The 23,534-nt window shown below is 43.2% G+C and carries 10 protein-coding genes; all 10 read right to left on the reverse strand.

Features of this window, described 5'->3' with window-relative positions:
* Positions 1-6: 6 nt before the first annotated feature.
* The gene (locus tag HMPREF0106_RS20015; RefSeq protein WP_009039089.1) at positions 7-3,165 is read right to left on the reverse strand and encodes a SusC/RagA family TonB-linked outer membrane protein; all 3,159 of its coding nucleotides are present in this window, start codon (positions 3,163-3,165) and stop codon (positions 7-9) included.
* A 159-nt stretch (positions 3,166-3,324) separates the two neighbouring features.
* A complete protein-coding gene (locus HMPREF0106_RS20010) occupies positions 3,325-4,860 on the reverse strand; it encodes a sulfatase-like hydrolase/transferase (protein WP_008641732.1) in 1,536 nt (511 codons plus the stop codon).
* Positions 4,861-5,152: 292 nt separating this feature from the next.
* Positions 5,153-9,211, reverse strand: a complete 4,059-nt coding sequence (locus tag HMPREF0106_RS20005; RefSeq protein ID WP_004310358.1) for a two-component regulator propeller domain-containing protein — start codon at positions 9,209-9,211, stop codon at positions 5,153-5,155.
* 195 nt (positions 9,212-9,406) lie between these two features.
* Positions 9,407-10,702: an acetylxylan esterase gene (locus HMPREF0106_RS20000; RefSeq protein ID WP_004310359.1), complete on the reverse strand. Its 1,296-nt coding sequence runs from the start codon at positions 10,700-10,702 to the stop codon at positions 9,407-9,409.
* 5 nt (positions 10,703-10,707) lie between these two features.
* Complete coding sequence (locus HMPREF0106_RS19995) at positions 10,708-11,778, reverse strand: endonuclease/exonuclease/phosphatase family protein (RefSeq protein WP_004310360.1); 1,071 nt, start codon at positions 11,776-11,778, stop codon at positions 10,708-10,710.
* A 22-nt stretch (positions 11,779-11,800) separates the two neighbouring features.
* Entirely contained in the window at positions 11,801-13,573 is a 1,773-nt protein-coding gene (locus HMPREF0106_RS19990) for a RagB/SusD family nutrient uptake outer membrane protein (RefSeq protein WP_009039091.1), read from the reverse strand.
* A gap of 11 nt (positions 13,574-13,584) precedes the next feature.
* A complete protein-coding gene (locus HMPREF0106_RS19985) occupies positions 13,585-16,617 on the reverse strand; it encodes a SusC/RagA family TonB-linked outer membrane protein (protein ID WP_009039092.1) in 3,033 nt (1,010 codons plus the stop codon).
* A gap of 12 nt (positions 16,618-16,629) precedes the next feature.
* Positions 16,630-18,468, reverse strand: coding sequence for a RagB/SusD family nutrient uptake outer membrane protein (locus HMPREF0106_RS19980; RefSeq protein ID WP_004310363.1), 1,839 nt, complete (start codon positions 18,466-18,468; stop codon positions 16,630-16,632).
* Between the two features lie 19 nt (positions 18,469-18,487).
* Positions 18,488-21,727, reverse strand: a complete 3,240-nt coding sequence (locus tag HMPREF0106_RS19975; protein WP_009039093.1) for a SusC/RagA family TonB-linked outer membrane protein — start codon at positions 21,725-21,727, stop codon at positions 18,488-18,490.
* Positions 21,728-21,755: 28 nt separating this feature from the next.
* Entirely contained in the window at positions 21,756-23,504 is a 1,749-nt protein-coding gene (locus tag HMPREF0106_RS19970) for a hypothetical protein (protein WP_004310365.1), read from the reverse strand.
* Positions 23,505-23,534 lie beyond the last annotated feature (30 nt).

The following is a 23,534-nucleotide window of genomic DNA, read 5'->3' on the forward strand; positions in this document are numbered from 1 at the left end:
GATTGATTAGAAACCTAAGTTTATACCAAAACTGATAGAGTAGGCTCTCGGATAAGCGGAGAAGTCCAGTCCCGGAGTCAGTGCGCCTTCACGGATAGATACTTCCGGGTCGTAACCGGAATACCCTGTACATGTCCATAGATTCTGACCGGCAACGAATACGCGTGCATTGTCTATCTTCCATTTTTTGGTCAGTTGTTTCGGCAGTGTATATCCTAAAGATACGGTCTTCAGACGAAGGAACGAACCATTTTCGATAATACGTGTAGAGAACACTTTGTTAGAACCGGAGTCGGTAGCTCTCGGAATATTACTTTCCGGATTTTCCGGTGTCCAGCGGTCTGCGTAACTTGCGTATTGGTTCAAGTCACGTGTTTTATTGCTGTTCTCGAAGAACAGGCGGTTGGCATTCAATACATCGTTTCCATACGACCATTGGAAGAAGATGCTCAAGTCAAATCCTTTGTATTCGAAATTGTTGGTAAATCCGCCCGTATGTTTCGGCATACCGTTACCGATCATAGTGCGGTCGTTATCGTCGATGATACCGTCACCATTCAGGTCTGCGTATTTCGGCATACCCGGTTGTGTATTACTTTCGGAAGAGAAATACGGAACATTGCGTTTCAGTGTATATGTATCACCCACTTTGTCGAAATCTTCGTATTTGTATGTACCTTCATAGATGAATCCGTACATCATTCCCATCGGATAACCCACTTTGGCAATGTAGCTGTATTGGGAGTTATAGTTCTGGTCAAATTTGGCTGCACTCAACAGAGAAGATTGGTTTTCAGCCAATTCTAATACTTTGTTCTTATTGAATGCAATATTAAAGTTAGTAGTCCATGAGAAATGACGATTCTTGATATTAGTTGTGTTCAATGTGAACTCGATACCTTGGTTGCGTACCTTTCCTACATTCTTCATGGCACTGAAATAACCGGAAGAGGTGGGAAGTGCAGTATTCAGCAACAGGTCACGAGTCGTTTTACGATACCAGTCTACGGTTAATCCGATGCGTTCGTCCAGGAAACCTAAGTCCAGACCCAGGTTCCACTGTTCGGTAGTCTCCCATTTCAGTTTCCTGTTTCTTAAGGAAGTGGGCACTGTACCTACACTTGTCAGGCTGTTTTCGAACGGATATACACCACTCGGTAGGCTACCGATCGAAATAAAATCTCCAACTTTATCTTTTAATATCTGATATAAAGCATACGTATCATACTCGCCTACACGGTTGTTACCGGTCAATCCCCAGCTTGCTCTTAATTTACCTGAAGAAACAACAGATTTCAATGGTTTCATAAAATCTTCCTCCATGAATCCCCATGCCAATGAACCGGAAGGGAAGTAGCCGAAACGGTTATCACCACGGAACTTGGAAGAACCGTCGGAACGGAAAGAAACCGTTGCATAATACAATGATTTATAGTTATAGTTCAAACGTCCCAGGAAAGAAAGCATAGACCAGGAACTCTTTAATGATTTAGTCGTACTGGGAGTTCCTTCACTCATTCCCGCCATGCCGAGTGCTTCGTTCGGAATCTGTACCGTTTTGTATGAATAGTATTCATAGTCGGAATTCTGCAGGGTTACACCTACCATGCTATTGAAGAAATGCTTCCGTTTGATATTGGTCTGATAGGTCAGAATATTTTCGTTCAACCATGTTGCACGTTGAGAATGGTAGATTTCTGCATTTACCTTATCGGATGATTTCGGATTACCATAACGGGTCTTCGAGTTGTTGAATGTTTCCCCTTTGCGGGTATCGAATGTGTAACCGCCGGAAACTTTCAACTTCAATCCTTTGATAAATTCATATTCTGCAAATCCGTTGAACTGAATATAGTTTGCATACGTCTTGCGATATTCGTTTTTCAAGGACATGATAGGATTGAAACGATAATCGTTGGTATTGTTTATCGCGTCGTCCATGATGTTATCCATCAACGAGTTTAATGGTCTGTCCGGTTCGGTCACGGGGCGATATCCCCATACACTATAGAACAGGTTATTCATACCACTGTATGAGTTCTGGGAAGGAGAACCACCGGTGGTTGTAGTGCTTGAATAGTTGGTTGTCAGATAGATTTTCAGTTTCTTCTTTTGGATGGTAGTACCCATACGGCCTTGTACACGTTTGTAGTTTGATTCCAATAAGATACCGTCCTGGTCATAATAAGATAAAGAAGCATTGTAGCGAACTCCTTCCGAACCACCGGTCAGGCTGACATTGTGGCTTTGCATCCATGCGCTGCGGAAGATTTCATCCTGCCAGTTATATTGCGGGATATTCCTATAATCTTCCAGTCCCCATTTCTTACCGTCATAATTCATGAAGTAGGTAGTTTCCATATCTTTGGGACTACGTTCTGCCTGTAGTTTGACGAACTCGTATGCATCCATCATCGGAATCGTTTTGGTGATATGCTGAATACCGAAACTTCCGTCATATTTAATTTTAGGCTGACCGATTGTTCCTTTCTTGGTTGTAATCATCACGACACCATTGGCACCACGGGCACCGTAGATAGCGGTAGCAGAGGCATCCTTCAGGAAGTCGAGTGACTCGATATCGTTCTGATTAATGGCTGCGGCTATGGAAGGGTCTTCCACCGGGAAACCGTCAATGACATAAAGAGGAGAGTTGTCTTGAGTCAATGAGTTGTTACCACGGATGACAATGTTCATCTGTCCTCCCGGCATACCTTCGCCCGAGCTTACATTGACACCGGCAATACGTCCGCCCAATGTCTCACCAAAAGAGGCGGTCGGAGTGCTAAGTAGTTCTGCCATACTGGCTTTGGCAACAGAGCCCGTCAGATCCTTCTTGCGTATCTCCTGATAGCCGACTACTACTACTTCGTCCAATGTCTTTGTGTCTTCCTTTAATGTGATAACCATTGGCTTTTGAGTGTCCACCTTCATTTCTACAGTGACATAACCAATGAAAGAAATAACCAATATCGAATTCTTATTGGGCACGTTAAAAGCAAATTTACCGTCAAGGTCAGTGATTGTTCCTTGCGAAGTACCTTTTACCTGGACACTGGCTCCCGGCACTCCTTCTCCTAAGTTATCCTTCACTGTACCTTTAACAAGTACCTGTGCAAGTACAAAAGAAACAGAAAACAGGATCAGTCCGATGGAGGAGAGCATCCTTTTTCTAGTTTGAGTGGATAAATGTTTTTTCATATATTAAAAATTAAGTGATTTTATTGAATCTACGTTTGCAAAGATAGACGGATTGAGTATTCTAATATGGATAGAATTATTCAAGATTGGTGCAAAATCATACAATTTTTCTGTTCTCATAAACTATTTTTCTTTTACGGATTCTAGTAATTCAGATAATTCTTTCACTATGTCGGGATATTGTTTTGATACATTCGTTTTCTCCGATGGATCGGAGGATAAATCATAAAGTTGAGGTTGTTTGTCGTTGCCTAACTCCATTTTTGTCCAATACTCGATAGCGGGGCCGTCGCTCGGTTCGATGTATTTCCATTGACCTTTTATGATGGCAAGTGTGTTATTGAGATTTTGTTGAACGACATACTCACGGTTTGTATTATTTTTGCCGAGGAGAACGTTCAGATGTTCCTGACTGTCGGGGGCAGCTCCTTTACGTAAAGGTTGGTCCAAAAGGGAGGCGAGCGATGCATACACATCTATTTGAGAGAAAAGAGCTTGTTGCTTGTTCGGCTTCACCCGGACAGGCCAACGGACAATAAATGGAACGCGTGTACCCGCTTCGTAAGCACTGTATTTTCCGCCACGGTAGATACCCATTGGAGTATGCCCGTTGAGAAGTTCGTAAGCATGGTCTTGATAGCCGTCGTCGATAACTGGACCGTTATCGCTGGTAAAGATCAGGATGGTGTTGTCTGCGATGTGGAGGCTATCCAGTGTGTGCATGATTTCACCTATGGTCCAGTCCAGTTGCAGGATGACATCACCACGAGTGCCGAGCCCGCTTTTACCTGCAAAACGTGGGTGGGGAATGCGGGGTACATGTACGTCTTGCGTACCCATATATAAGAAGAAGGGTTCTTCCTGATGGGATGCAATGAAATTCTTAGCCTTATGGGTGATGATATCGGCTATGTCTTCATCTTTCCAGAGCGCGGATTTTCCTCCGGCCATCCAGCCAATACGGGGAATACCGTTGATAATTGTATTATTGTGTCCTTGGCTGGGTTTTAAAGTTACGAGCTCCGGGTTTTCTTCTCCTGTGGGCCAGTCGCCTACTTTGTGGTCGTAGCTCACGGTGATAGGGTCATTGGGATCAAGTCCTACGACATGTCCGTTTTCTACAAATACACAAGGTACACGGTCTACGGTAGCCGGAATAATAAATTCGTAGTCGAAACCGATGCTTTGCGCGTTAGGGGTAATTGGGTTGTTAAAGTCGGTTCCACCTTTCGGACCGAGTCCCAGATGCCATTTCCCTACTGCACCGGTTGCGTATCCTGCATCTTTCAGCATATCTGCCATGGTGACGCAGGTAGTGTCAATAATGAGTTCGGAGTTACCGGGAGCGATTCCTGTGTTTTCCTGTCTCCAGGGATACATACCTGTCAGGAGTCCGAAACGGGAAGGGGTGCTGGTGGCAGAAGTTGCATAAGCATTGGTGAATTGTACTCCTTGTCCTGCCAACCGGTCGATGTTGGGGGTGCTCACTTTTGTTGCTCCATAACAACTTAAATCACCAATGCCGAGATCATCTGCAAATATATAAATAATGTTAGGCTTTTGGCTATTCTGCCCATTGTTCTTTTGGGGTGCATGATTGCATCCTGACAGCGTGACGATGCCGGACAATAGGGGAATTAGACGCGAAACGTTTTTCATAATGCTGAATGTTTTAGGAAATAATGTAATGAACACAAAGATAAGCGAATGGAAGAAAAAGAATGAGTAGGAATGTACAAGTGAAGTACAAAATAGTACACTTAAGAAGTTACCTTCTTTATTCGGGCGAAGATGTCCGGACTAAGAAACCGTTTATATCATAAATTTAGGCACGGCTCACACGGATTAACGCTGTTGTTTTCATACTCATCGTTTTTTAATCCGTGAAATCCGTGTGATCCGTGCCTAATAATATAAGATTATTTTGCAAGAGTGCTTGTATAGTTGCCTGCTAATCTGTTTCTTCTCCGTCCCCTTCTTCTTCGCTCTCTTCTCCTTTACGATAAGCCAGCGGACTGACGTGATAAATCTCCTTGAAACATTTACTGAAATAGCGGGAGGAGGAGAACCCAATCCGGTCAGAGATCTCCGTGATATTCAGCTCCGGGTTATTCCTTAACATGACAGCGCCTTTTTTGAGACGTATGCTTAGGATGAAATCATTCGGGGTCTGGCCTGTAACTGCTTTCAGTTTAGTGAATAGGTTCGTACGTGCCATACCCATTTCGCGGGCGAAGATATTAACGTTGAAATCCGTATTGTCCAGATGACGTTCGATAATGGCCATCGCGCGGTCGAGCATCTCCTTATCCATCGGGTTGGTAGCCAACATTTGGGCAAAAGCCTGTGGTTGTTTGCTGAACTTCTCTTGCAATAGCCGGCGGGAATTAACTAGGTTATTGCAGCGGGAAATCAGAAGATTGGTATTAAACGGTTTCGTGATATAATCATCCGCACCAATCTTCAAACCTTCGATATTGTGCTCTATAGCAGTACGTGCGGTTAATAATACCACCGGAATATGGCAAGTGTTAAAGTCCGTCTTGATCTGTTTGCAAAGTTCCGTACCCGACATGCGTGGCATTACGACATCACTTAAAATGATGCTCGGCATATCCTTCTGTATCATCTCTAATGCTTCTACTCCGTCGGAAGCCGTACTGACTTGATAGAATGTTTCGAAAATACCGACTAACATCTGTTTGATAGATTCATTGTCTTCCACTATCAGCATTTTGGCGTCTTCGATGCGCTTGTTATCTTCTTCTTTCCATTCCGAATCAGGGATTATTTCTACTGAAGGAACAATAGTCTCTGTTTGCTGGATGGTTTCCGTATCATCTTTCGCTATTTGCTCTTCTGTGAAGTGTTCCTTGCCTAGTTTGAGGGTGATAATGAAACTGCTTCCTTTGCCCGGTTCGCTTTCTACCCGGATTGTGCCGTGATGAAGTTCCACAATACCTTTCGTCAGTGCCAGTCCGATGCCTGTACCGGCTCCGGTATTCAGCGAGTTGAGATGCTCGGTCTGATAGAAACGGTCGAATATCTTATCAATTTCGGCAGCGGCGATACCTGTACCTGTATCTTTTATTTCAATGATGACATGGTCTTTCTCCTGCGATACATTAATCGAAATTGTATCTTCGGCCTTGGTATGCTTCACTGCATTAGACAGCAGGTTGTTTATCACTTTCTGCATCTGCTTTTGGTCATACCATACTTCAATGTCATCCTTCTGTTTGTTGAACTTGAAGTTGATTTGTTTACTGCTCGCATATTCGAGGAAGAGCAGATAATTCTCATACAGGAAGTTAACCAGATTGTGCTGGCTAACTTTGATCTTCATGTGACCCTGTTCCTGTTTACGGAAATCAAGTAGTTCCGTAATCAGTTCCCGTAATTGGAGACTGTTCTTGTAAATTCCCAACACCTTATTATATATATTAGGCGTAAATGTCTGCACCTGCAACAAAGTTTCCACTTGTCCCACGATCAGCGTTAACGGTGTGCGGAATTCGTGCGAGATGTTAGTGAAGAAACGGAGTTTCGACTGGTTCAATGCTTCGAGGTCTTCAATATGCTTCTTTTCGTACTTCAAAGACTCACGGAGTTTGATGCGCGAATTATAGTTCTGAATAAGATACCATAACAGGCTGATAGTGACAATGGTATAAATCAGGTAAGCCCACCATGTCTCATACCATGAAGGGAGTACGATAATCAGCAGTCTGGCCTCTTTTATTCCTTCCCTCTGTGATTTGATGACAAGGGTATATTTACCCGGATTCAGGTTTGTATAAGTAATCAGCGTTTGCTTCCGGTAAGTATGGTTCCATTCGTCTGAGAAACCCTCCAGGCGATAGAGAATTTCATCTCTGTTGGCAGGGATGAAGTTGGAAGTGGCATATTCGATGCTAAACATCGATTGATTCGCTTTCAGACTGATTTCCGGAGTATGACAGATCGACTGTTCCAGGATGCCGCTTTCATCTCCCGGAACTACTTCTTTTCCGTTGACAAACAGGCGGGAAAGAATGATATTATATGATTTGGGAGTGAAATGTAATTTTTTCTCCCAGAAAGAAATCATTCCCTGAATACCGCCAAGGAATACTTCTCCGTCATGTGTCACAAATAGTGCGTTTTCATTGACGGCAGTCAACGGGAATCCATTCTCCGTACCGTAATTATAGAATTTCTTGCTTGGATAGTTGAACTGTGAGAATCCCTGATTGGTAATCAGCAATAAGTCTCCTTTCTGTATGGACGATTCGCATACTTCGTAGATACAGTCGCTGGATAAACCATCTGTCTGTACATCGAAGTTTTCAAAGTCATCACTTGCCTTACGGTAACGGTCGAGACCGCTTCCGGAGGTGCAGAACCACAGATTACCGTTACTGTCCTGCATGATACTGTTGATATTATTGTTGCTAAGACTGTTCGGATTAGCGGGATTGTGTGGATAATTAGTAAGTTTACCGCTGTCGAACCGGTAAGAATAAACACCCTCCCCGGTAGCCGCAATCCACAATGTACCGTCTTTATCAATGCAAAGACTGGCTACCATGCCAATACCTCTTCCTTCTTTAGTCTCTTTGAAGAGCTGTTGGCAAGCGCCTGTTGCCGGATTGAAAAGACAAACACCGTTTTGTGTGGCGACAACCAGCTTGTCCTTATAAGGTACAATGTCTCGGACGATATCCGAAGGTAGTGAGGTTGGGTCTCCGGCTTTCATTCGGTAGACTGTGAAACGGTTAGTACGCAGGTCGAGTTTGTTCAATCCTCCCAAGTGTGTACCTATCCACATGATTTCATTAGTCCGGTCGTAGTAGATTGCTTTGACATTGTTATGGGAAATGCTATTTTTGCCCTCTTCGTGGCGATACCACCGATAGGTGTTATCCTTCCGGTTATACACATTCACGCCGCCGCCTTCGGTACAAATCCACAGGTTTCCGTCCTTATCTTCAGTCATTCTACCGACGATCGGACTACTTAGACCTTCTTTCTCTGTATCTCCGGTTTTGTAACGGGTATAGATTTCATATTCTGGATTGAAATAGTTGACACCTCCGAAATAAGTACCCAGCCAAATTGTTCCTTGTTCATCTTTGACGATGCACCAGATGGAGGAGTGGGTAAGTCCGTCGGGTTTGTTCGCGTTGGCAGTGTAAAGTTGGAATTTACCTGTGCTCTTTTCATAGCGATTTAACCCGTGAAAGGTTCCTATCCACAGATTTCCTGCATTATCTTCACAGCAACTCCTTACGAAATCGGTGCAAATACTGTTTGGATTTTTAGGATCATGACGGAAGTTCTCAATGGTACTATCTGTTTTTATCCGGTAGAGTCCTTCTTCCCAGGTACAGATCCATAATTCTTTAGACGAATCTTCGTAAATACTCGCGATATTACCTCTTGTGACAGGTTGGGAAATCTTTTTGTCTCCCGATAAACAGTAAAGTCCGTTACTGGTAGTTCCCATCCACAGATTTTTCTTTTCGTCCAGGTGGAGGCAGGAGAGGGTGATATCTTTTCCGGCAAGATGATAGTAGAGATCGAAGTTTCCGGTACTTTCATTATATACAAACACTTCTTCTCTTTTCCCGATATATAATTTCTCGTTGAAATAAATAGCATCCACATTGCCTTGCAGCAACGTTTTGAATCTTTGTGTGGTCAGATCGAACTCTGCTACCCCGTCCGTACAGAGCAGGTATACCTTCCCGTTTTTGTTTCCGGTGATACGCAGCACTGTATTGCTGAACAAACTGTTCGGATCGTTTTTATTAAGTTTGAAACTTTTGATATCGTTACCGTTATACCGGTTCAGTCCTTCACGCGTGCCAATCCATATAATCCCCCGTTCATCAATATAAAGGCTATTGACAGAAAATTGGGAGAGTCCGTCGTCCGTGGTCAAGTGGCTAAAAGTGATGTTTTGACCTTGTGTGCGGACTCCAGCTACGCTTAAAAATAGCAGAAATAAAAGAATTACTTTTCTCACTAATTTATTTTTTAAGGTGTTTACATCTATGCAAATATATTGTTTTTATTCGATTTCAGTGAATCTTATTAGAAGAAAGTAACTATAAAACACCGGAAGAGAATTCTATTTAACAGAATTACTCTTCCGGTTTCTAACCTAACTAACCTCTTGTTATAGTGTTTGTGCCTGTTTCGTTTTTATCAGTTCAGATTATTACCACACTACATACTGATTGAAAAAACGAGTACTTTCAGCAATCCATGAGTCCATGTTCTCATAAGCTGCAAAGTGTCCTGATGTAGGGTAACATATCCAGCGTTTAGGTGTACGGATGTGATTGTATGCTGCAAAATTTGTATGTGGTGGTGTAATGTTGTCCTGAAGTCCGAATCCCATTAATACTGGGCATTTGATCCATCCGGTCAGATTCTTCAAGTCAAAGTAAGTTAGTAATGAGAATATTTTATCTTTGTCAATATTCTGCCGGGCAGCTCCTTCGAATACCAAGTTGGCAGGCCAGTGAACCAAACGGAAATAATCGGGATAGTCTGACAGAAAGGGTACGATAGGCGCAGCTGCGGAAATACGATGGTCGAGTGACGCTGCTGCTAATGTGAGCGCTCCACCTTGCGAAATACCTGTAGCAAAAAGGTTTTGTCCGTCAAAGCATGGCTGAGCAAAAATAAAATCAATACTGCGGACTGTATCAGCAAAAGCACCTCTGTAATAGTAATGTTTGGGTGAATCCAGTCCGAAAGCAATCCACTCACCAAAGCGGTTATAAGGTTTGTTGAGGCCTTGTCCACGGGGTGGAATGACCAAGATACACCAACCGGGATAGTCGTCGGGACTGGGAATCCAGGTGACGGCATCATAACCTTGATAAACCACTACGGCCGGATGACTCTGACCATCTGTAGGGACTGCCCAATACCCCCGTAAGATTTCTCCTTCAAGCGAGCGCATTTCTACTTCGTAAACATCACGCTCTGGCTTCGAAGATTCAGGTAGACGTGTCATTTTATAGGCAGGGTGTACACGTTTAAGTTCGGTGATGGTTTTATTCCAAAATCTTTTTAAGTTAGGGGGACCATCCGGTTTGGATAAAATCTGTTCGGCTTCGTATCCAAAGAAGAAATGTTTCAGAGTGTCGGTGCCGGCAATGAAACAAACCTGGTAAAATCCGGGAGTGAGATTCGTGAGAGTGACTGATGCACGACTGCGAAAGCCTCCACCGGGAGCTATCGAATCTGTTCCGAAAGAGTAGGTTATAAAGGTAGACGATACAGCATTGCCGAAATCTGTTGCAATGTCCATGCGTATCCTATCCGAAAAACCTGACTGTGCAGATGTCAATTCCAGCATGAAGCGTACTGGATGTTCGTTATCGAACATCCAGTTTTGCTCAACAGGAATATTGAGATTTATGGTCTTCTGTGTATAACTTCTTATTGAGTATCCGGTCAGGAGTATAATGACGTATATCCACTTTTGCATCCTGTTAATCATTGTAATTACTCTTTGATATAAAACGTAATCAGCACTCCTTTATGATCGCTTGGCCACTGATTGTTTACGGGCGGAATGATTGGATCTTTGGTTTGTTCTTCTATTCTTTGTCCGCGTACAATAGAGCCTGTTGGACCTACTATCTGGGCACTTTTTATTTGTAGATTTTTATTTGGATAATAGTAAACGAAATCAATTCGTTCGCGTTCATCTGCCTCCGGTGCCCATGAGAGATTCTCTGGAATGACTGATTTATTGTCTGCTGGAAAAGTGAATCCCGGACATTTCACCGGATCGGGATGAATTACCCGGTAGGCATCTTTATATCCCCGTTGAACCAACAATTTGGAAGTTCCCCAATTGACGATACATCCGCGATGATCGAATAGATCTTTTGTATCGGCCTGCCAATCCAGATAAGAAGGCTCATTCAGATCTCCGGCAAAAAATACGAGTGCTCCTTGCTCTAGCTCTTTGGCAGCGTTGTTGATAAAAGCTTGGGCGGATTCTATACGGTCTGATTCTTCGCAGACAGCAAGTATCTTGTTTACATCAGTGATAGGAGCCGGAAGTTTATCCCAATTAACGCTACCGTCATTGTATCCCCGGGGATAGTAACAGGTGTAGTAACGATACTCTGAATGTGCCGGGTAAACGGCCACTCGTTTCCCATTGACATCCAGAATCGCTTTGAACATCCATTTGTTGATGCGTTCTGTCTCTTTGATCGGATATTTTGATATGACCGCTCTTCCGTCTATTCGTGCATCGTAATAGATGAGTCCCTTATCTTTAAGCCCTTGCATTAGTTTAGGCATCACGGGATCGTCTTGTGGACCTTTATATAATTCGCAAAATGTAGCAATGTCTGGCTGTAGGGTAGCAATCTGTTCTATCAGATATTCCGGAGCATGCTCCACCTTGGTACACTCCACCCATAAGTTGAGTTGAAGGAACTTAATCTCTGTTTTCTTTCCTGTTTCTTCTTCCGGTACAGATACTTCCGTATCGGTTTTAGAACATGCAGTGATAACAGGAAGTATGGCAATAATAATAGTTAATAACCACTTTTGCATAATCTGTATTTTTTAGATTTGATTACCAGCCCGGATTCTGACAGTTAGTTCCTGAAGCATTCTGTAACCGGATCGCTTCGTCACCCGGTATTGGATATAATAGGAATTTTTCACTATATGCTTTTCGGTTATTATCTACTACAAAACGGGAGTAACTTCCATCTGAGTTTGCCTTCATTCCGGTAATTACTTTATCTGTTTGATCCAGCATCTTCCAACGGCGTACATCAAAGAAACGGTGTTCTTCAAAAGCAAGTTCTACGCGTCTTTCGTTCCTGATTCGCAGACGAAATTGATCACAGGATAATCCGTAAGGAATGCCTGGCATACCTACTCTGGAACGTACTGCATTGACTGCGTCTACGGCATCATTGGGTACAGTTCCGGTAGTGGATGCTTCATTAGCTGCCTCTGCATAATTCAAATATAATTCAGCCAGGCGGAACTCTTTGAAGTAACCATCCAGATTGCCGGAACGTCCGGATTTATAATGTGAGAACTTACGCGTATAATAGCCGGTACAGGTGTAACGTGCGTTACTGGGATCAAGTGCACAGTTTCCTCCTGTCTTGGTTGAGAGTAGTGCACCGGTTTCCAGGTTTAGTTTGGAACCATCGTAATAAATAGAAGCTTTAAGACGCGGATCACGGTTCTCATACGGTTTGGCTCGATTGTAGAGACCTTCAACAGCCGAATTCAAGTTAGGCTGCAGATGATTGGCATCTAGATAAGGGCTCTCTAAATTGAGCAGAGGATAAGATTCTGTCATGTCACCGTTCACAACTTCATAGGCATCAAGTAGCTCTTGCGACGGACACGCACCGGCATCTGTCTGGCCGTCGGTAGTTGGCAGGCCAGCATAATTCCACATATACATTTGTCCAACTTCCATAATGGTTTCTTTGTCATTAACTACCGGCAAGTCAGTGCGCGAATAGAAATACACATCATAAGGAGAATAACCAGCTGTAGCATTCGGCTGTTTCTTATAAAGTTCATAATTGTTCGCCAGACAGTCATCCAGAGACTTTTTAGTAATTTCTGCGGCTTCTGTCCAAGTGATTGTTCCGTCATTGTACAGAGGACTGGCTGCATAGAGTGATATCTGTGAACGGATGGCTGCACAGATGGCTTTTGTCATAACGTGACGGTAGTTCTCCTTATCTAAGGAACGCCATCCCCATTCTTCAACAGTGGGAATATCAATAGCAGCCTGACAATCAGCTAATATTTGGCGGGCACACTCGCCAAATGTACCTCTTTTAACCTTGGCATAATCGTAGTCGGGAGTTGTTATGATGGGAACACCTCCATAACGTTTCACCAATTGAAGATAATAGAAAGCGCGTAATGTAAGTACCTGTGCCTTGAAACTGTTACGTATATCTTCCGAGTAGACACTGGCAGTAGGGATATTGGCAAGAAAGATGTTGCAGGCACGAATCCCTTGATAATAATAATTGTAGTTTTCCGGATTTCCTTCGATGCCCTCCAGCGGATTGCTGAAGGGAGATAATTGTCCTTCATTCCATTTGCGGGTAACTCCGTTCTGTAGTTCCCAGGAATCTTTGGCTTCATCCGTACAACCAGCTAGCATGGTATAGTTATAGTTCATTCCGTAATTCAGAATCCATCCATAACATTGATTCATATAAGTATACGTTTTACGGTTCGTGGTAAACAAATCGCTGTAATCCGTACGGCCGTCCGGATGATCTTCAATTTCAGTACATCCTATGAATGAGGATAATATGAGTAAGGAGAATACTCCTGATATGATTTTATTTATTTTCATAACTTCAGTCTTTAGAAATTCAGGTTAAGTCCTATGTTAAATGTTCTGTAAATGGGGTATACAGAGTAGGAATATTGTTCCGGGTCCAGATTATCGAACTTGAGAGATGAGGTGGTCAACAAATTGGCTCCGCTGATATAGAATCTCATTTTCTCCAGTTTCAGCTTACTGCTCCAACGTTTAGGAAGTGTATAACCTAATACTACATTCTTCAATCTCATATAGTTATTTTTGGAATAGAAGAATTCATTCGATTGGAGACTTGAAGAGCTTCCTGTGGTCAAAGCCGGATAGCTGATTTTTTCATTTGCCGCATAGCGATCTGCTGTCCAGGCATTACGGTGCAGGTCTGTGTACACTCCTTGGTAAGCATTATCGAAGATACCACATCCACTGTAATAGGCTGCTGTACCTGATACACCTTGTAACTGAACATACAAGTCAAAGTTTTTGTATTCCAGTTGAATAGAACCACCATAAGAAAGTGTAGGTAGTGTCTGGGCTTTGTCCATCGGTGCCTGGTCACGCTCATCTATATTTCCGTCGTTATTTAAGTCTTTGTAAATGAAATCACCTGGGCGCGGAGAAGCACCAGAGAATCGCAGACCGCTTTTATCTATTTCCTCCTGGCTATTATAGTAGCCGTTTCCGTTGGAATAGTCAATCAGATATCCGAACTGTTGTCCTGCAGAATAGCCGGTTTTACGATATGGATAGTAATATCCGCTGGCGGTACGGTTCAACTCTTTTATGTCAGTTACTTCATTTTTATTGTATCCCATATTCCCTCTGATAGTCATTCTTAATCCACATTTCAGATTCTTGATATAAGATAGTTCAAGATCAAATCCTTTGTTGTTCATCTTACCCAGATTTTCAAATGGCAGATTTTCACTGGCGATACCTTGTGCAGAAGATACACTGTTATTTTGGATAGCCATTTGGGTCTGTTTCACGTTCCAATAATCAAATGTGATACCTAGTGAGTTGAATAAGGTAACATCTATTCCGTAATTTTGCTGGAAAGATTCTTCATAATGGATATACGGATTACCTTGCATACCTTCTACAGTATGAAAGCCATAGTAGTTGCTTAGTAAGTAACCTGCATCTTTATAACGTACATCTGTAGCATACAGGAAACGGGTGTCAGATATCTGGTCATTGCCCAGCCAGCCGGCAGATGCGCGTATTTTGAGGAAGGACAACCAATCTGTGTCTTTCAGGAAACTTTCGTTGGATACCACCCAAGCGGCAGATACTGTCGGGAAGAATTTAAAACGGTTACCCGGTTTGAACTGTTCTGTGCCATCATAGGTAAAGTCTCCCTGTATATAGTACCGTGAATCATAGCCGTATTTCACATGTCCCATTAATGACAAACGATCGTATGGGAGATCACCGTTTTTCATCATATTCTCATTGAAATAGCTGACAAATGCATCTACTTCATGTTTGCCTCCAAAAATACGATTATAGTTGATGAACCCTTGGAAGTTGATAAAGTAGCGCATATTAGCGGTCTTACTTAAACTTAGAGGAAGAGTGGTGTGAGTACCGAAAAGTCCGCTGCCATTGGCTGCATAACGTGCGTAGTCAGTAGAACCATAGATTGTTCCGTCATAGTTTGCTTCATAACCTACTATTCCTTTTACGCTCAATCCTTTAGTCAGGAATCCCAGATCCAGATTCATTCCATAAGCGACGTTCAGATTGATACCTGTTTGATGGCTATATCCGGAGCGGTTGATAAGTCCGTAAGTAGGATATTCATTGTATTCTGCAGTAATCACTTTTCCGTCTTCGGTGATAGGTCCAGGTACGGTGGGGGCCATCTGATAGATCGAATTCATGATATCTCCTGTCCCGTTGTATCCTTGATTTATCCGGTCGATAGTGACATTTGTGTTAAGGAAACAGTTTAGATAACGATGCAGAGTGACGTCCACATTAGCTAAAATGTTGAAGCGATGCAATTTGAGTGCAGGATTATAATTATCATTCTTCTCTGCATCAATCAGGCTGTTTTGGTGAAGATAACCGGCATTAACAAGGTATTTAACCCGGTTGTTACCTCCGCTGATATTTACGTTGTAACGTTGCATACTGGCTGCATCATTCATGAAAGTGTCATACCAGTCGTGTCCCGGCATAGTTCCATCTGTAAACCCGGCTATTTCATATAAAGAATAGAGTGGAGTGCCACCGTCATTGAGTAAGGCCTGGTTACGCATTTGTGCGTATTCACCGGTACTTACTATTTTAGGACGCTGGGTAGCCTGTTGTATGGAGAAGTCCATGTTCACATTTACTTTAGTACGTCCTATTTCGCCTCTTTTTGTAGTAATAAGAATTACTCCGGAAGAAGCTCGCGGACCATATAATGCTTTAGCTGCGGCATCTTTCAGAATACTGACAGATTCTACAGTGTTGGCATCGAGTGTATTCATATCGAATAATGGAGCCGGAATTCCATCGAGTACAACCAAAGGTGAATTACCGTTTATGGAATTCAGACCACGTATATACATCGTTGTTGCATCATCGGCTGGTGTGCTGGTGGATTGGATAGAAGTCAATCCTGCCAAGCGTCCGGTCAGCGTAGCTGAAAATCCGCTATTAGGTGTTTTAACTAACTCTTCTCCCTGAACGGTAGAGATTGCTCCTGTATAACCTCCTTTTCTCTCTTTCTGCAGCATGGCTACTTCGAGAGATGTATCCTGACCGGCGATGTCTGATATCAGACAAAACTCTACCGGTTTATTCAGAGTGAATTTCATTGTCTGGTTCCGATATCCCGGAATCTTACAAATGACCATACTGGCTCCCGACGGAATCTCCATGATGAATTTTCCGTCTTTATCACTGCTTGTGGTGTATTCGGGATTGTCCGGGACAGAAATGATTGCGCCGTCTAAAGGTTCGTTGCTCTCATTCCGCACCACACCGGATATAACTTCTTGCACTTGTGCCCGGCATACTTCATTGCCTGTGAACAGGCATACGATGCACAAAAGTGTGATTATTCTGTTTTTCATATACATTCTGTTTTATGATTACCATCCTGCATTTTGCCACGTCTGTCCTGTCGTGCCTTCCAATACGGCTGCTTCATTGGCAGGGATAGGATATACGTGCCATTTCTTTTCATAACTCATTTTGCTCGGTTTGCTGCCGTCTGTTCCTAGATTGATTCTTTCATAAGAGAATGAGTTTCCATTTTTGGTGATTCTCATACCTGTGGTAAACTTCTCATTTTCCATATTCTCATTGGCGGGTGTCCAACGGCGGATATCGAAATATCTGTCTTCTTCACAAGCCAGCTCTATCTGGCGTTCGTGGCGTACCAATAAACGAGCTTCGTTCTTGTCGTTTGTCGACAGATCAACCGAAGGATCAAAACCTGCGCGATGACGGATTTCATTGATCCATTCCAGGCCTTCGGTAAGGTGTCCGCTTTCAATAGCGGCTTCGGCGGCATTCAGATAAATTTTGCCTAATCGGTAAAAACGGAAACGGCCATCATATCCAGCCACTCCGGCTGCCTTACAGTTACCGTTTACCATTCTTTTTCTCCAATAATAACCGGTACGTGTATTCGTATTTCCACTTGTACGGATTTCGCTATTTCCTCCCACGTACGTTTCTACTACTGCCGGTTCCTTTCCTAACAGCACAGGACTGTTATTATAAAAAATTGTAGCCTGGAAACGAGGATCACGTCCCTTATAAGGGTTGGCTGGGTCATAACCGCTATTAGGGTTATAATTAGGTGACAGATGCTTCTCATCGTTATAAGGTTTCGATAAATCCAGTACAGGCTTTCCTGTTGCTAGCATATCATAGGCGTCTACTAATTCTTGGGAAGGAACAATAGTTAATTGAGCGTTTCCCAATACCGGAGCTCCGATAACGTCATACAAAGGATTGGTGTATGGGTCGGGCCAATAGCCTTCGGTACTTTGCCAGATTGTTTCTTTATCACTGGGATCTGTTCCGATATAGTTATTGAGCGTAAAGTACTCCATATAAGCATTGTTATAGTACTTTTCAGTATCCGCACATTTAGTATACAATTCATATCCATTGGCTTTCAGCTGTTCCAGACAGTCTTTGTTGATTGTGTAAGCCCATTCCCAAAGATCTTTGCCGCCATTGTTGTAAGTGCTGGCTGCGAATAGACATGCTTCGGAACGGATAGCCATTGCGATACCTTTGGTCATTCTGATCTTCTCGTTGAGTGTTGTCAGTCGCCAAGGGAGGTTGCTGGATTGCAAAGCTATTTCGCAATCATCTACAATGAATCGGGCACAGTCTTCGAAAGTAGGACGTGATAGAGTTGAATAATCATAGTCTAAACCGTATGGCTCTTTCTCAATAGGCACAGGACCATACCATTTCAGTAACTCCATATAGAAATAAGCACGGAGTACATGAGCCTCTGCTACCCAACGGTCACGGTCGCTTTCTCTTGGTATGGCGGCGGTGGCTGCCCGTTGGAGGAATGTGTTGATAATACGGATTTGCCCCCAGTATAACTGCCAGTATCCTCCTTCTGAGTAGGTGTCACCCATATCTCTGCGAACGTCGAGATAGAAGTCGGTGGTGGTACAGTTGCCGGATGCGGCATGTGCAAAGCCGGCACCGGAACCATCCGTGCAATCCCACGCTTCATCACTAAGTGCTACGGGATAGTTGCTCCAGAAATGATATCGTAAACTCTTTTTAGGCAGATAGTCAAAGCAAGTACTGAAATAAGCTTTAGTCAGATCGGGATCTTGGAATACTTCGTCCAGTGATAATCTTCCGTCGGGAGCTACATCCAACGCTTCATTACAAGAACTGAATGTGAGCAAGGAAGCAAACATGCATATATAAATCAATCTTTTTTTCATATCGGTTTTGTTTTAGCCGTTAAAATGTAATATTTAAACCTACATTGTACGTACGCATTGTTGGATAGGCTGCCGGACTGTTTTGTTCGGGATCGAAGCTGTCAGTCTTCAGGTGAGTCCATGTATACAAGTTGTTACCACTTAAATAGAAACGTACATTGGAAGCACCGATTTTCTTGCTGATGCTTTCCGGTAATGTATATCCTACTTCTGCATTTTTCAGACGTATATATGAGGCATCCATGATAAAGAAGTCGTTGGGCTGCAAGCTCGGGCCGCCACTGCTGGACAGACGAGGATACGTAATCTTTTCGTGATTATTATAGCGTTCTTCGCTCCAACGTTCCATGTGCATCTTGTAAAAGTTGCCGCTGCTTTCATAAATACCGGCTCCTGAATAAGTCTTGCTGTATTGGCCTACTCCCTGCAACATGATAGAAACATCGAATCCTTTCCAGTTGGCAGATAAAGAGAAACCGTAGTTGATGCGAGGCAATAGGGAGGAATAGCCAATGGGAGCCTTGTCACGGTCATTGATGACACCGTCTCCGTTGAGATCTTTATAAATAAAGTCTCCGGGTTCCGGTGTTCCTACACCTTCATAAGTCAGTCCGCTCTTGGCAATACTCTCGTCGCTATAGAAGAATCCTGTGCCGTCACGCCCTTTTTCAGGATCATAGCTGTGGTCGATGATATATCCCCAGTTTTGTCCTAATGAGAAGCCGGTGGTGCGGGTGCGATAAGCATAATCCTTACCTAATAGTGGCTCGTCATATTCCAATACTTTGTTTTTGGCATAACTGAAGTTTGCATTAGCAGAAACAGATAGCCCGTTTTTGAATTGTTTCTGATATCCGAGGACCATTTCGAATCCCTGATTCTTTACTTCACCATCGTTCATCAGTGGAAGAGCGGATGAGGGAAGACCTTGAATCATAGGAGTAGTCTGCGGGATAATCAGAATATTTTTTCTTTTTTCAACAAAGTAGTCAAATGAGAAGGAAAGATCATGATACAAGGATATGTCTATACCATAATTCTGTTTTTCAGCTGTTTCCCATGTGATGCTTTTGTTTCCTATGTAGTTTTCGGCTATCTTGTAACCTTGTCCCCAACCGGAACCATTGGAAGCACATCCCAAGCTTGGGGATAACCAATGATCTCCTTTACTGTCGGTGACTACGGAATATTGACTGATATTATCCAGATAAAGGAAACGGGCTGAACCGAAGGCGTCGTTACCAACTTTTCCCCAAGAAGCTCTTAACTTCAGATTGGTCAAAACCGGATTATCCTGAAGGAAGCCCTCATTAGTAATCAGCCAACCGAAAGAGGCAGCCGGGAAGAGACCAAATCGTTTGTCCGGTGAAAATTGTTCAGAGCCGTTATAACCTACGTTGACCTCTGCAAAATAACGTCTGTCATAGTCATAAGTTGCACGTCCGGCAATACCGATGACGTTGTAAGGAAGCAGTAGGTCACCGGATGTTTCTTTGGATTCTTTGATGTCCCGTTGAGCTAGAAACATAGCAGTGACATTATGCTTTCCGGCGAAGGTCTGGTTATAGTTGATTTGTCCCTGTAAGTTCATAACCCAATAAGATTCGGAAGACTTTGTGAGTTCAATCGGGCCGTCTTCGTCCTCCAGGCTAGGATGGCGATTGATAAACAAATGCTCTCCTGAAGCTAATGTCTGATACGTATACCAGGTATAGGAACGTTTTCCGATTGTTTTCCCAAATCCTTTGGAGTCGAAAGATACCTGGCCTTTGACAGAGAGCCCTTTAGTGATAAATCCCAAATCTATTTCTACTCCTCCGATAACATTGATTCCCGATCTGGTTTCCAGTTGATAGCCCGAACGGTTGATTAGCGGATATGCACTCAATGAATTGTTGGCGGGATCTTCTACGGATAATCCGGCACCAATAGGGAAAGTACGTATAGCATCAGTAGCGTATGCACCTTCCGGGGTGAGATACATGGAAGTAGGGCGTGAGGTCAAAGCGCTGTTGAATACACTTGACATACTTGCGGAAGTTCCGTTGATCCGTTCCAGATAAGAGGAAGCGTTTAAGTTAATCTTTACCGACTTATTGACTTTGTAGTCGATATTTGAGCGGAAGTTGTAGCGGTCTAATGAAGACTGGGCATTGTATCCCAACTTGGATTTAGGTTCTACGTTGAACATACCTCCCTGATGCAGATAGCCTGCACTTACAAAGTATTGAAGTTTGTCCGAACCTCCCGAAACGTTCATGTTGGCTCTGGTCATGGGAGCATAATCTCTGAACAAGATATCTTGCCAGTTATTATTCGGATAAAAATCCGGGTCTACAGGATTACCTGTTTTCCATGAGTCGAACTTATCAATGTCCGGCCCGAGGAATTCAGCGGAATTTCCGTCGTTCACGAGTGCTTCATTGCGAAGTCTGACCCAGTCCCATGAATCCAGACGTTCGGGCTTGAAAGCGATTTCCTGCATGCTGAATTCTACATTGGCACTGATACGGGCAGTTCCTTTTTCACCTCTACGAGTGGTAATCATTATCACTCCGTTGGCACCACGTACTCCGAATACTGCTGTTGCGGAAGCATCTTTCAATACGGAGATATTAGCAATCTCGTTCGGGTCGATAGATCGCATATCGTCTACAGCTACTCCATCTACCATAATTAATGGGTTTGTTCCGTTTGTAGTGGCAGCACCACGCAGGAACATGGTGACTTCGTCACGTCCCGGTTCACCGGAGGTCTGGATAGTTGTCAATCCTGGGAGTTTTCCGGATAAAGCGGAACTTAGGTTGGGCGATGAGGATTTCATCAAATCTTTTCGATCAATGGAAGCTACGGAACCGATGACAGAAACCTTTTTCTGGGTACCGTAAGCTACCACTACAACTTCCTCCAGGTTCGCTACGTCCGGATGCATGATGATACGCATGTCTTTTTTAGCAGGAATGTCCTGCTTTTGATAACCTACATAACTGATTTCCAGTATAGCGTTGGGGGCAACCGATAAAGAGAAACGACCGTCTATGTCTGTAATAGTACCATTCGTTGCTGCTCCTTTTTCTATGACGGAAGCTCCGATCAGGCTTTCACCGGACTCGTCTACGACGACTCCAGAGGCTGTTATTTTAGACTGTTGCTGTGTCAGGGTAGCATCTCCGATATCCGATGCATTTCCTGTAACGGGAATACAGATTCCCAACCCAAGCAACAGGCACATTTTGTATAGCCAATAACTTTTTTTCATAACTATAACGTTTAAGATTGTTTTCTGTCTAATTAAATGAACTCAACATTTTATCCTTGTCGTATCCTATGTATTCATAGCGTTCTATCCGGACACCTTGATTCTTTGCGGTAATACATGGGCTTGTGCCATTCCATGGGCTATCCATCCACCATTCTTCTACTAGTAGCTTCCTTTGAGTTGAAGAGCTGTCGGTAAATGAGAACTGAACTTTTGAGGCATCTACAGCTCCACCGGAGTAACCTAGTACGGAATAAGTACCTGCCAGATTACGCAGATCAACATAAGTGAGCGGACAACCGGATGCATTTAGTGATGTGATGGATTTGCACCGGTTTATATCCAGATATGCTAATCCCGGATTGTTGCTCACATCTATAGAGGTTATCATATACTGATCGCCAGAAATGAATTTGGTTAATCCTGCATTCTTGGCACTGAAAGTCTGAATTCCTTTCTCATCTACCGGACCTGCCGTGTAGCTGGTACTGATTGCGTATTTACTAAGATCGATTTCTCCCAGATTATTTCCATCCAGAATGAGGTTTTTGTATCCGCAGAAGTATTGTAGTCCTTCCAGATTAGTGATTCCCTTATTGCTAAGATCAAGGGTCGTGTTATTCCTGAAGTATTCAGTATTCAGAGCAGCCACTGTCAGAACTTTATCTCCATCGAATACATCCGGAACCAATGCTTTGAGTGCGTTTCGCAGATTGATATCAGGAATTTCTCCGTACTTTTTCATTGTCTTCTGATATTTTCCGTAACTGTAATAATAGTTGTTGTTTCCATCGGGATAGTCGTGCATCCAGTCGTACCCTTCCACTGTCACTCCATTATTGATGGCATCTACGATAGAACCGCTATTGCTGTAGTATGAGTCCATCCACCAGGATTCCATTTTCAGGAGTCGTTCTTTACTTGCGTCATCGCTGAAAGTAAATTTGAAGTCTGTGCTGTTGTAGTTCAGACATCCGCCATAGATACTGTGGTAATTGCGTACATCCAGATATACCAGTTTACAGTTTAGAGCAGAGAACTTCTCAATGTTATAACAATAATACAGGTCGACAGATTCTAGTTTGGTACTTCCATCTATGTTGAGAGATACCAATGTCGTGTTCGGCTGTTCCGAAGTGGCTAGTTCCAGTTTGGTCAGACCAGTGTTTTGTGCAGTCAGTTCAGACAGTCTGGATAGTACTTCTGCAGGAATTTCACTGATATCATTATTGTTGCAGATCAGTTTCCGAATGTTGCTGAAATATTCGAGTCCCTCCAGAGAAGTGATATTTTTATCGCTGATATTTAGTGTGCCATCAGTGAAAGTGACATATTTAGCACTGGAAGATATCTTTTCTCCTTTAAATATATCAGGGAAAAGAGCAGACAAGGCATTACGCAGGTTTTCGTCGGGCATAACTCCAACAGTACTGTTGATGACGCCTAATGTTCGCATTTTGCTACCGCGTACCAATACAAGTCCATAAGAATCTTTGGTGGCCGTAGAGGGGTAAAGTACCGTGATATGATCGGATTGTACTTCTCTGGTTTCCATGTAGATGGGCTGTTCGGTTCCTCCTGAAAGGGGAGAAAGAGCCAGTACATCACAGTCGATAAAGCCATTTCCCTGAATGGTAATCTCTGTGCCCAGGGATTCTTCCGAAATATCCGGAAGCACTACATTGGTTACTCCTAGGTCTGTGCCTAACTTTTCGTCTTCACATCCCAAAAGGAATACCATTCCAAGCATTAATAAAATGTAGAAATGTGTTTTCATAAATACTATTTGTTTAATGAATAAATAGAG

The organism is Bacteroides sp. D22 (assembly GCF_000163675.1).
GTDB classification, from domain to species: Bacteria; Bacteroidota; Bacteroidia; order Bacteroidales; family Bacteroidaceae; genus Bacteroides; species Bacteroides xylanisolvens.

Excerpts from the sequence above, each read along its gene's own strand:
- HMPREF0106_RS19985 (WP_009039092.1), bottom strand. The coding sequence starts at position 16,617 with ATGTATATGAAAAACAGAATAATCACACTTTTGTGCATCGTATGCCTG.
- HMPREF0106_RS19975 (WP_009039093.1), bottom strand. The coding sequence starts at position 21,727 with ATGAAAAAAAGTTATTGGCTATACAAAATGTGCCTGTTGCTTGGGTTG.
- HMPREF0106_RS19980 (WP_004310363.1), bottom strand. The coding sequence starts at position 18,468 with ATGAAAAAAAGATTGATTTATATATGCATGTTTGCTTCCTTGCTCACA.
- HMPREF0106_RS20000 (WP_004310359.1), bottom strand. The coding sequence starts at position 10,702 with ATGATTAACAGGATGCAAAAGTGGATATACGTCATTATACTCCTGACC.
- HMPREF0106_RS19995 (WP_004310360.1), bottom strand. The coding sequence starts at position 11,778 with ATGCAAAAGTGGTTATTAACTATTATTATTGCCATACTTCCTGTTATC.
- HMPREF0106_RS19970 (WP_004310365.1), bottom strand. The coding sequence starts at position 23,504 with ATGAAAACACATTTCTACATTTTATTAATGCTTGGAATGGTATTCCTT.
- HMPREF0106_RS20015 (WP_009039089.1), bottom strand. The coding sequence starts at position 3,165 with ATGCTCTCCTCCATCGGACTGATCCTGTTTTCTGTTTCTTTTGTACTT.
- HMPREF0106_RS19990 (WP_009039091.1), bottom strand. The coding sequence starts at position 13,573 with ATGAAAATAAATAAAATCATATCAGGAGTATTCTCCTTACTCATATTA.
- HMPREF0106_RS20010 (WP_008641732.1), bottom strand. The coding sequence starts at position 4,860 with ATGAAAAACGTTTCGCGTCTAATTCCCCTATTGTCCGGCATCGTCACG.